5 protein-coding genes are annotated in these 11,994 nt (G+C 65.8%); 1 reads left to right on the forward strand and 4 read right to left on the reverse strand.

Annotated features, from left to right (window positions below; all coding sequences use genetic code 11):
- Positions 1-56: 56 nt before the first annotated feature.
- Entirely contained in the window at positions 57-4,013 is a 3,957-nt protein-coding gene (locus HGB39_RS12755) for a DNA-directed RNA polymerase subunit beta' (RefSeq protein ID WP_005252128.1), read from the reverse strand.
- Between the two features lie 117 nt (positions 4,014-4,130).
- Positions 4,131-7,637, reverse strand: coding sequence for a DNA-directed RNA polymerase subunit beta (gene rpoB, locus HGB39_RS12760; protein ID WP_005258235.1), 3,507 nt, complete (start codon positions 7,635-7,637; stop codon positions 4,131-4,133).
- 408 nt (positions 7,638-8,045) lie between these two features.
- Between rpoB and HGB39_RS12765 the strand changes: the two genes are divergently transcribed.
- Positions 8,046-10,208 carry an MMPL family transporter gene (locus tag HGB39_RS12765; RefSeq protein ID WP_005574379.1) on the forward strand — a complete coding sequence of 721 codons (2,163 nt, stop codon included), beginning with the start codon at positions 8,046-8,048 and terminating at the stop codon, positions 10,206-10,208.
- Positions 10,209-10,316: 108 nt separating this feature from the next.
- Here HGB39_RS12765 and HGB39_RS12770 read toward each other — a convergent pair whose 3' ends face one another.
- Positions 10,317-11,246: a hypothetical protein gene (locus HGB39_RS12770; protein ID WP_043793821.1), complete on the reverse strand. Its 930-nt coding sequence runs from the start codon at positions 11,244-11,246 to the stop codon at positions 10,317-10,319.
- A 79-nt stretch (positions 11,247-11,325) separates the two neighbouring features.
- On the reverse strand, positions 11,326-11,922 hold the full coding sequence (locus tag HGB39_RS12775) for a hypothetical protein (protein ID WP_005574377.1): 597 nt from the start codon (positions 11,920-11,922) through the stop codon (positions 11,326-11,328).
- Positions 11,923-11,994 lie beyond the last annotated feature (72 nt).

Below are 11,994 nucleotides of genomic sequence, written 5' to 3' on the forward strand. Positions count from 1 at the left end.
TTGGTGAGTGCCCGGCGAGTCCTGGGACTCGTCAACCGCTCACGGGCGCGGAGCGCCTACCGGTAATCGTTACTGAAACCGTAATCGTCCAGCGGCACCGCGGCACCGGTGTTCTGGCCGAAGCCGTCCGGGCTGTAGTACTGGTCGTCGTAGGACGGAACCGCGTACGCAGCAGCGCGGGCTTCTTCGGTCGGCTGAACCTGGATGTTGCGGTAACGGTTGATACCGGTACCGGCGGGGATCAGCTTTCCGATGATCACGTTTTCCTTCAGACCGATCAGCTTGTCCGAGCGGCAGTTGATCGCCGCATCGGTCAGCACGCGAGTGGTCTCCTGGAACGACGCCGCGGACAGCCACGAGTCGGTCGCCAGCGATGCCTTGGTGATACCCATCAGCACCGGACGTCCGGCTGCCGGCTCGCCACCCTCGGCGACGACACGGCGGTTGGCCGCTTCGAAGTCCGCACGCTCGGTCAGCGAACCGGGCAGGAACTCCGTGGCGCCCGAGTCGATGATCGTCACGCGACGCAGCATCTGGCGCACGATGACCTCGATGTGCTTGTCGTGGATCGACACACCCTGGCTCCGGTACACCTCCTGGACCTCGTTGACGAGGTGGATCTGCACCTGACGGGGGCCCATGACACGCAGCACCTCGTGCGGATCGGCAGCACCTTCCATCAGCTGCTGACCGACCTCGACGTGGTCACCGTCGGCCAGAAGGCGTTCGGTGCCGTCGTCGTGCTTGAAGACACGCAGACGCTGACGCTTCGAGAGCTTGTCGTAGACAACCTCTTCGCCACCGTCGTCCGGGACGATGGTGATCTTGTAGAAGCGGTCGCCGTCCTCGAGCTGCACGCGGCCACTGACGTCGGCGATCGGCGCCTTGCCCTTGGGGACGCGGGCCTCGAACAGCTCCTGAACACGCGGCAGACCACCGGTGATGTCGTCTCCGGCGACACCACCCTGGTGGAACGTACGCATGGTCAGCTGGGTACCGGGCTCACCGATGGACTGTGCGGCGACGATACCGACGGCCTCACCGATGTCGACGAGCTTGCCGGTGGCCATGGAGCGGCCGTAGCAGGTGGCGCAGACGCCGGTGCCGGTGGTGCAGGTGAGCACCGAGCGGACCTTGACCTGCGTGATGCCTGCCTCGAGCAGCGCGTCGATAGCCGGGTCGCCCAGGTCGTGTCCACGCTCGACGATGACGTTGCCGTTCTCGTCGACCGCGTCGGCGGCCAGGGTTCGGGCGTACGTGCTCGTCTCCACGTGAGCGTCGCGGATCAGCGTGCCGTCGGCCTGCTTCTCGGCGATCGTGGTGACGATGCCGCGCTCGGTTCCACAGTCGACCTCGCGGACGATGACGTCCTGCGAGACGTCCACCAGACGACGGGTCAGGTAACCCGAGTCGGCGGTGCGGAGCGCGGTGTCGGCCAGACCCTTACGGGCACCGTGCGTGTTGATGAAGTACTCGAGAACGGTCAGGCCTTCCTTGAAGGAAGACTTGATCGGACGCGGGATGAACTCACCCTTCGGGTTGGTCACCAGACCCTTCATACCGGCGAGCGAACGAACCTGGGTCATGTTGCCGGCGGCGCCGGACTTCACGATCATCGGGATCGGGTTGTCGTCGGGGAAGTGGGCCTCCATGGCCTTACCGACCTCGTCGGTGGCCTCGGACCAGATCTTGACCAGGGCGCTGTTGCGCTCGGTCTTGTTCAGAGCACCACGCTGGTACTTCTTCTCGATCTGGTCGGCCTGAGCCTCGAAGGACTCCATGATCTGAGCCTTCTCCGGCGGCACGAGGACGTCGGAGATCGAGACCGTGACACCCGAACGCGTGGCCCAGTAGAAACCGGCGTCCTTCAGCTTGTCGACGGTCTGCGCGACCACGATCATGGGGTAGCGCTCGGCGAGATCGTTGATGATCGTCGCCTGACGCTTCTTCGGCATCTGCTCGTTGACGAACGGGTAGTCCGCGGGCAGCAGCTCGTTGAAGAGCACGCGACCCAGCGTCGTCTCCGCGGTCCAGCCGTCACCGTAGTTCCAGCCCTCGGGGAACAGCTCCGACTCGATGTCGCGGGGCGGGCGCTGCTGCGTGAGCCGCACCTTGATCTTCGCCTGCACGACGAGCGCGCCACGATCGACGGCCATCTGAGCCTCGGCAGGCGAGGAGTACACGCCCTGCTCCGCCTCGTCGCTGGTCGACGCCGCGAGCTCACCGATCGCACCCTCGTCCAACCGGGTCAGGTGGTACAGACCGGTGACCATGTCCAGACGGGGCATGGCGAGCGGTCGACCCGACGCGGGCGACAGGATGTTGTTCGACGACAGCATCAGGATGCGAGCCTCGGCCTGCGCCTCCGCGGACAGCGGAAGGTGCACGGCCATCTGGTCACCGTCGAAGTCGGCGTTGAAGGCCTCACACACCAGCGGGTGGAGCTGAATGGCCTTACCCTCGACCAGCTGCGGTTCGAAGGCCTGGATGCCCAGGCGGTGCAGCGTCGGTGCACGGTTCAGCAGCACGGGGTGCTCGGCGATGACCTCTTCGAGGACGTCCCACACCTGTGCGCGCTGACGTTCCACCATGCGCTTGGCGGACTTGATGTTCTGCGCGTGGTTCAGGTCGACCAGGCGCTTCATCACGAACGGCTTGAACAGCTCGAGAGCCATCAGCTTCGGCAGTCCGCACTGGTGCAGCTTGAGCTGCGGGCCGACGACGATGACGGAACGACCCGAGTAGTCGACGCGCTTACCGAGCAGGTTCTGACGGAAGCGACCCTGCTTGCCCTTGAGCAGGTCGCTCAGGGACTTCAGCGGACGGTTACCGGGACCCGTGACCGGACGGCCACGACGGCCGTTGTCGAACAGCGCGTCCACGGACTCCTGCAGCATCCGCTTCTCGTTGTTGACGATGATCTCGGGGGCACCGAGGTCGATCAGTCGCTTGAGGCGGTTGTTGCGGTTGATCACGCGGCGGTACAGGTCGTTCAGGTCGGAGGTGGCGAAGCGGCCACCGTCGAGCTGAACCATCGGACGCAGCTCCGGCGGGATCACCGGGACGGCGTTCAGAACCATGCCCATGGGCGAGTTCTGGTTGACCTGGAAGGCTGCGACGACCTTGAGACGCTTCAGCGCACGGAGCTTCTTCTGCCCCTTGCCGCTGCGGATGGTCTCGCGGAGGTTCTCGGCCTCGGCGTCGATGTCGAAGCTCTCCATGAGCTTCTGGATCGACTCGGCACCCATCGCGCCCGTGAAGTACTCGCCGTAGCGGTCGACGAGCTCGCGGTACAGCAGTTCGTCGACGATGAGCTGCTTGACACTCAGCTTGGTGAACGTGGTCCAGATCTCGTCGAGACGATCCAGCTCACGCTGCGCGCGGTCACGGAGCTGACGCATCTCGCGCTCGCCGCCGTCCTTGACCTTGCGGCGGACGTCGGACTTCGCGCCCTCCGCCTCCAGCTCGGCGATGTCGGCTTCGAGCTTCTGAGCGCGGGCCTCGAGGTCGGCGTCACGCTGATCCGCGACGGACTTCTTCTCGACCTGCATCTCGGCTTCGAGAGTGGACAGCTCGTTGTGACGCAGTTCCTCGTCGACACCGACGATGACGTACGCGGCGAAGTAGATGATCTTTTCGAGATCCTTCGGCGCCAGGTCGAGCAGGTAGCCGAGACGGCTGGGCACGCCCTTGAAGTACCAGATGTGCGTGACCGGGGCAGCCAGTTCGATGTGGCCCATGCGCTCACGCCGAACCTTGGCGCGGGTCACCTCGACACCGCAGCGCTCACAGATGATGCCCTTGAAGCGGACACGCTTGTACTTACCGCAGTAGCACTCCCAGTCCCGGGTGGGGCCGAAGATCTTCTCGCAGAAGAGGCCGTCCTTCTCGGGCTTGAGCGTGCGGTAGTTGATGGTCTCCGGCTTCTTGACCTCGCCGTAGGACCAATTGCGGATGTCCTCTGCACTGGCGAGGCCAATGCGGAGTTCATCGAAGAAGTTGACGTCGAGCACGTAACTTCCTTTCCCCAGAGGGATTGTGGATCAGCGGTGGCCGCCGATACCTGACTGCCAATTCAAATGTGAACTACGCCCCCGGACCCTGATTTCTCAGGACCCGGGGACCGAAACCTAGTTCGCGAGGTCGTCGACCGTCGCCGCTTCGTTCCGGGACAAGTTGATGCCCAGGTTCGCTGCGGCCCGCTCCAGGTCCTCGTCGTCACCGTCGGCCATCGCGATGGCCGCGCCGTCCGAGGACAGCACCTCCACGTTGAGGCAGAGCGACTGGAGCTCCTTCAGGAGCACCTTGAACGACTCGGGGATACCCGGCTCGGGGATGTTCTCGCCCTTGACGATGGCCTCGTACACCTTGACTCGACCCACCACGTCGTCCGACTTGATGGTGAGCAGCTCCTGCAGCGTGTATGCGGCGCCGTAGGCCTGCATCGCCCAGCACTCCATCTCACCGAAGCGCTGGCCACCGAACTGGGCCTTACCGCCGAGCGGCTGCTGGGTGATCATCGAGTACGGACCGGTCGAACGAGCGTGGATCTTGTCGTCGACCAGGTGGTGCAGCTTGATGATGTACATGTAGCCGACCGAGACCGGGTACGGGAACGGCTCGCCGGAACGGCCGTCGAACAACGTGGCCTTTCCGTCGGACGCGACCATGACCTCGCCGTCGCGGTTCGGCAGCGTCGAACCGAGGAGACCGGTGAGCTCGTCTTCCTTGGCGCCGTCGAACACCGGGGTGGCGATGTTGGAGTCGGCAGGTGCAGACAGCATCTCCTCCGGCAGCTGCTCCGCCCAATCGGGACGGGAGCCGTCGCCGGCGATCTGAACGTTCCAGCCGGTCTTGCCGATCCACCCGAGGTGGGTCTCCAAGATCTGACCGATGTTCATACGACGCGGAACACCGTGGGTGTTCAGAATGATGTCGACCGGAGTGCCGTCGGGCAGGAACGGCATGTCCTCCTGCGGGAGGATCTTGCCGATGACGCCCTTGTTGCCGTGGCGGCCGGCGAGCTTGTCGCCGTCCTGGATCTTGCGCTTCTGCGCCACGTAGACGCGGACCAGCTCGTTGACACCGGGGGGCAGATCGTCGTCGTCGTCGCGCGAGAACACGCGGATGCCGATGACCTTGCCGGTCTCACCGTGGGGAACCTTCAGCGACGTGTCGCGAACCTCGCGGGCCTTCTCACCGAAGATGGCGCGCAGCAGGCGCTCCTCGGGGGTCAGCTCGGTCTCACCCTTCGGCGTGACCTTTCCGACCAGCACGTCGCCGTCACGAACCTCGGCACCGATACGGATGATGCCGCGCTCGTCGAGGTCGGCGAGGACCTCGTCGGAGACGTTCGGGATGTCGCGAGTGATCTCCTCGGCACCGAGCTTGGTGTCGCGGGCATCGATCTCGTGCTCCTCGATGTGGATCGAGGTCAGGACGTCCTCTTCCACGAGGCGCTGCGACAGAATGATCGCGTCCTCGTAGTTGTGGCCTTCCCACGGCATGATCGCGACGAGCAGGTTCTTGCCGAGCGCCATCTCACCGTTCTCGGTGCAGGGGCCGTCGGCGAGGACCTGTCCGACCTCGACACGCTGCCCCTCGTCCACGATCGGACGCTGGTTGGCGCAGGTGCCCTGGTTCGAGCGCGCGAACTTGCGCATCCGGTAGGTCTTGCGGCTGCCGTCGTCGGCCATGACCGTGACGTAGTCGGCGGAGACCTCTTCCACGACACCGGTCTTCTCGGTGACGATGACGTCGCCCGCGTCGACGGCGGCACGCAGTTCCATGCCGGTACCGACCAGCGGAGCCTCGCTGCGAACGAGGGGCACCGCCTGACGCTGCATGTTCGCACCCATCAGGGCACGGTTGGCGTCGTCGTGCTCGAGGAACGGAATCATCGCGGTCGCGACGGACACCATCTGCCGCGGCGAGACGTCCATGTAGTCGATCTCGGCGGACGAGACGAACTCGACCTCGCCACCCTTACGACGGACCAGAATACGATCGTCCGTGAAGTGACCGTTCGCGTCGAGGGCCGAGTTGGCCTGGGCGACGACGTGGCGGTCCTCTTCGTCCGCGGTCAGGTAGTCGACCTGGTCGGTGACCTGGCCGTTCTCCACCTTGCGGTACGGCGTCTCGATGAAGCCGAACGGGTTGACCCGTGCGTACACCGACAGCGAACCGATCAGACCGATGTTCGGACCCTCAGGGGTCTCGATCGGGCACATGCGGCCGTAGTGCGACGGGTGAACGTCTCGCACCTCGAGGCCGGCGCGCTCACGGGACAGACCACCCGGGCCGAGGGCGGACAGACGACGCTTGTGCGTCAGCCCCGACAGCGGGTTGTTCTGGTCCATGAACTGCGACAGCTGGGAGGTTCCGAAGAACTCCTTGATCGCAGCCACGACGGGCCGGATGTTGATCAGCGTCTGCGGCGTGATGGCCTCGACGTCCTGGGTCGTCATGCGCTCACGAACCACGCGCTCCATGCGGGACAGGCCCACGCGGATCTGGTTCTGGATGAGCTCGCCGACCGTGCGCAGACGACGGTTACCGAAGTGGTCGATGTCGTCGACCTCGACGGGCACCGCACTGCCGCCGGGGGCGGTCATCTCGGTGTCACCGGCGTGCAGGCGCACCAGGTACTCGATGGTGGCGACGATGTCTTCCTCGGTGAGGGTCGACGCGACGATCGGCTGTCCGAGGTTCAGGCCCAGCTTCTTGTTGATCTTGTAGCGACCCACGCGAGCCAGGTCGTAGCGCTTGTCCTTGAAGAACAGGTTCTCCAGGAGCGTCTGCGCGCTCTCCTTGGTCGGCGGCTCGCCCGGACGCAGCTTGCGGTAGATGTCGAGCAGCGCCTCGTCGGTGCCGGCGGTGTTGTCCTTCTCGAGCGTCGCCATGAGGATCTCCGAGAAGCCGAAGCGCTCGGTGATCTGCTCGGTGGTCCAGCCGAGGGCCTTCAGCAGCACGGTGACGGGCTGGCGGCGCTTGCGGTCGATGCGGACGCCGACCGTGTCGCGCTTGTCCACGTCGAACTCGAGCCATGCACCACGGCCCGGGATGACCTTGACGCTGTGCAGGTCCTTCTCGGTGCCCTTGTCGACGGAGTGGTCGAAGTAGACGCCGGGGGAACGCACCAGCTGCGAGACCACGACACGCTCGGTGCCGTTGATGATGAACGTGCCCTTGTCGGTCATCATCGGGAAGTCGCCCATGAAGACCGTCTGGCTCTTGATCTCACCGGTGTTGTTGTTGATGAACTCCGCGGTGACGAACAACGGCGCCGCGTAGGTCATGTCTTTGTCTTTGCACTCGTCCGTCGAGGCCTTCACCTCGTCGAAACGCGGGTCCGAGAAGGACAGAGACATCGAGCCCGAGAAATCCTCGATCGGGGAAAGCTCCGCGAGAATGTCCTCGAGACCTCCGGAGATTGCGCTGTCGCCACGAGCGGCGGCGCGTTCGCGCCAGCTCTGCGCACCGATCAACCACTCGAACGAATCGGTTTGTACATCAAGAAGCCCGGGAACTTCGAGGGGTTCGCGAATCTTTGCGAACGAAACCCTCTTCGGGGCTCCGGGGATTCCGGAAACTGCCTTGGTCTGGCTAGAGACTGCCAAGATGCGTCCTTCCAGCACCTCACGCGGGCCGCTCTTGCTGTTGCGACCGCCGCTGTATCTGCTTCGAATTTCGCTGGTCACAACCCGAACGAAACTCGTCACAGTTGCTGAAGAGTGAATCACTTCGCAGCGGTGCGGACGAGGGGTGGACAGGAGGCAGCCAGCGCAACGTCCAAAAGTACACCCAAACTCAGTAGATGTCGAGTCGGGCACCCGAAACAGCACCCAGCCGGGCGCTTGGCCACGCGTCACTGCGCATGTTCACGCATCAGAGTGACGCGTGATCATCGCGGCGTCAAGAGTTAGGGGGCGTGTCGCGTCGTTTCGCGAGGCCCGGGTTGTTCCCGCCGCCCCTTCCCAGCCGCTGACGGGCGGTGAACAATATGCGCACGCGATCGCCGTCGATTTCGCGAGGGAAGCAGAGCCGTGACGCGCTGGAGTTCGTTCGTCGTCGCCCGTCCGAAGCTGGTCCTCGCCGCCACGGTGCTGCTGGTGCTGCTCGGTGGGGCGTGGGGATCGGGTGTGTTCGACCGGCTGAGCCTCGGCGGGTACACCGATCCGGGCAGCGAGTCCGCGGGCGTCGAGCGCCTGATCGAGGGGACGTTCGGACGGCAGACCCCCGATCTGGCGGTCACCTACCACGCACGTCCGGGTTCGACGATCGACGACCTCGGGCCTGAGGTGTCCGCGCACCTCGCTCAGATCGACCCCAGAATGCTCGCCAGCACTCCCCTGTCGTACTGGTCGGCGCCGCCGCAGGCGAAGGAGTTCCTGCGGTCCACCGACGGCACCGAGGGATTGGTGGTGCTGTCGCTGAGCGGCGACGAGAACACTCGGATCGCCGCGTATCACGATCTCGAACCCCTGCTGGTCATCGACGGCACGGATGCGGAGTTCAGCGGCTTCAGCGCGGCCGCCAACGCCTTCAACGAGGTGTCCGAGAGTGATCTACTGCGCGCCGAGGCGGTGTCGTTCCCGCTTCTGCTGCTCCTTCTGCTCGTCATCTTCGGCGGCCTCGTCGGCGCGGCCGTCCCGCTGTGCGTCGGCGGGCTCGCGATCCTCGGCGCCCTCGGCGCCCTGCGCGTGATCTCCTACTTCACCGAAGTCAGCGCATTCTCGGTGAACATCGCGAGCCTCGTCGGGCTCGGCATGTCCATCGACTACGGATTGTTCGTCGTGACCCGGTTCCGCGAGGAGCTGCGGTCGGGCGCCCACACCGACGACGCCGTCCGCCGGACGCTCGCCACGGCCGGCCGGACCGTGGGGTTCTCCGCCCTCCTCCTGGTGTGCGGCTTCGTGGGCATGCTCGTGTTCCCCCAGGCCATCGTCCGGTCGTTCGCCTACGGCGGGATGGCGGCCATCGGGATCGCCGCCGTGTTGTCGCTGTCGGCGCTGCCCGCGGCACTCGCGCTGCTCGGGCCTCGCATCAACTCGCTCACCTGGCGACCGGGTGTGGTCGAACGCGGCGAAGACCGGGCGCACCGGTTCTGGGGCGGCGTCGCCGCCCGGGTCATGCGGCGGCCCGTCCCGATCGCGACAGCCATCGTTGCGGGGCTGCTCGTGCTCGCCGCGCCCCTCGCAGGCGCATCCTTGGGCGATCTCGATCACACCGGACTGCCCGCGACTCACCCGCTCCGGCTAGCCGTCGACGATCTCGCCGCGGACTTCCCGCTCGCCAACAACGGGGCGACCCTGATCCTGCAGGGCAGCGACGGCAAGGCCCCGCCCCCGGCCGCCACGGCAGAGCTCTTCCGGGCGACGGCCGCGGTCGACGGCGTCCAGCGGGTCGTCCCGGTCGGCGCCACCGACACGTTCGTCGCCATCCGGGCCATCTTCGACGACGCCGACCGCACGACGGGGGCCATGGCGACGGCCGCCGCACTGCGCGACCTCCCGCCCCCGGATGGCACCGAGAAGATGCTGGGCGGGTTGAACGCCCTGACCGCCGACGGACTGGACGCGATGGCGGCGCGGCTGCCGTGGATGATCGGGATCATGGTGGCCGTCACCTTCGTGCTGATGCTGCTGGCGTTCCGGTCCGTGGTGCTGCCCCTGAAGGCGATCGCGATGGCCACCCTGAGCCTCGCCGCCTCGTTCGGCGTGCTCACGTGGATCTTCGACGACGGCCACGGTGCCGGATTCCTCGGCGTGACGCCGGGGCCGCTGCCCGCGACGATGGTCGTCCTCATCATCGCGGTGGTGTTCGGGCTCTCCACCGACTACGAGATCTTCCTGATGTCGCGAATGGTCGAGGCCCACGACAAGGGGGCATCGACCGAAGAGGCCGTGCGGATCGGCACGGCACATACGGGGCGCATCGTGACTGCTGCCGCCGCGTTGCTGATCGTCGTCACCGGCGCGTTCACGCTCTCGGAGCTGACGATGATGCGATTCATCGGACTCGGCATGATCGTCGCGCTGCTCATCGACGCCACCGTGATCCGCATGATGCTGGTGCCCGCCCTGGTGAAACTGATGGGTGAGGCCAATTGGTGGGCGCCGGGATTCCTGGCACGGAAGGCACCTACCCCCGGTTCACCCGAGAATTCGAAACCGACACCGCAGCAACAGATTCCCATCCAATCGTGAAGACGATCGGATGGGAATCGGTTCGCGTTGCCGGAGACGACAATCCGGCGAGCACCTGCGCAGCGTGCGCGGATCCCGTTCCGGCTCAATTCTTTCCGGGCGGCAGGATCAGCCCTCGCTGTCGGAGATGTCGGACAGCACCCACTTGCCGTCGATCTTCTCCATCTTGATCGACAACGGGGTCGCGGCACTGCCCTGAGCCACGGCGTCACCGGTGGCGCTGACGTTCATGTGCGCGAGCAGCTCGGCGCGGTCGCCGTCGAGCACCGTGACGCCGATGTCGGTGACCGAGGCCTGGGTGGCCGTCTTGGTCTGGATGGCGGCCTCCTTGGTGGTGTCGGCGGTCGAGTCGAATTCGTCACGCTTGGCGTCGTTGAGGTAGCCGCGCGCCTTCTCGAAGTCCTGATCGATCGTTTCGTAGCTGTACGTGTACAGCGTCTCGATCGCCTCGGTTCCCGCCTTGGTCACCTCGGCAGTGGCGCCTTCGTCGACCCAGGCGGTGTTCGTGATGTCTGCGCCGGGCTTGAACGCCGCGACGACCGCGAACACCCCGAGCACCACCGCCACGGCTCCGAGGATCCCGACGAGCTTCCAGGTGATCCTGCCGGACCCGTTGCCATCGGCCGCGGTCTCGGCGGCGGTGGGGGCCTGCTGCTTGCTGATGCGCGGTTGAAGGTTGGGCACCTTCGTCTTTCCCGCGGACGCGGTCTTCGCGGTCGACACCGACTTGGCCAGCGACACGGTCGCGTTCGTGTCGGAGGTCTTCGACGCCCCGTCGGACGCGGCGGAGGAGGCCGCGGCTGCTGCTGCGGTCGTTGCGGCCTCGGCCTTCGCCACCGGGGCCGACTTCTCGACCGGCTCTTGCTTCTTCGCCGGTTCCGGCTTCGTCACCGGCTCGCTCTTCGTCTTCGCCACAGGCTCCGTGGCCGGGGTTTCCGATCGGGGCGGCTTCGGCGTTGTCTGACGGGTCCCCGCCACGCGCGGACGCCTGCCCTTTGCAGCGCTGTCCGGCACGTTGTTTCGGCGCTTGGGGGGCATAGTTCACCACTTTCTCATTACACGACGAGCTGTCGTCGACGTGGACACCGCAGCGACACGCCGCCGCGGCACATCAGGACTACTGACCGCCGCTGTCGCCTTCGGGCACCTGTTCAGCCGGCGCCTGCTCGGCGGGAGCCGGTTCGGTGGGGGCCGGGGCGGGAGCCGCGCCGTCGGCGGGCACCGGACCGCTCTCGAGCGGAATACGCCCGCCCACCGGTTCGACCGACGAGGCCTTCCAGACCCCGTCCACGTCCTGGACGTCCATCCGCATCGTCACCTTGGCCTTGTCGAAGCGGTCGGGCCACGTGGTGGTGACTGCCACGACGACCAGCGCCTTCGCAGTGCCGTCGTCGGTGTTCAGTTCCGTGAGTGTGCCCTGGATCAGCTCGGCCTTGCTCGCCGCACCCGACTGACGCATCTGGTCGGTGAACCCGTCCATCGTCGCCTGGAGGTCCTGGTTCATCTTGTCGCCCGTGATCGACGACTTCATATTCTCGAACGATCCGTCGAGGTCTTTCGAATCGACCGAGTTGAGGTTGATCGCGGCCTGCTGGGCGCCCGTCAACGCGGAATCGCGTGCGTCGGCGATCGGCTTGTCCACGAAGAGAGCGCGCGCCCACCCGAAGCCAAACCATCCGGCTGCGACAACCGCGATCACCACCAGTGCGGTCACCGCAGCAAACGAGGCCTTCAGAGTTCTGTCCTTCCCCGGAGTCGATTGTCCCGACTCCGGGGGCGTGGTAAT

The organism is Rhodococcus opacus (genome assembly GCF_012396235.1).
Classification (GTDB): domain Bacteria; phylum Actinomycetota; class Actinomycetes; order Mycobacteriales; family Mycobacteriaceae; genus Rhodococcus_F; species Rhodococcus_F opacus.

What these genes read in the sequence shown, in the direction of transcription:
- HGB39_RS12770 (WP_043793821.1), bottom strand. Translation starts at nt 11,246, where the DNA reads ATGCCCCCCAAGCGCCGAAACAACGTGCCGGACAGCGCTGCAAAGGGC.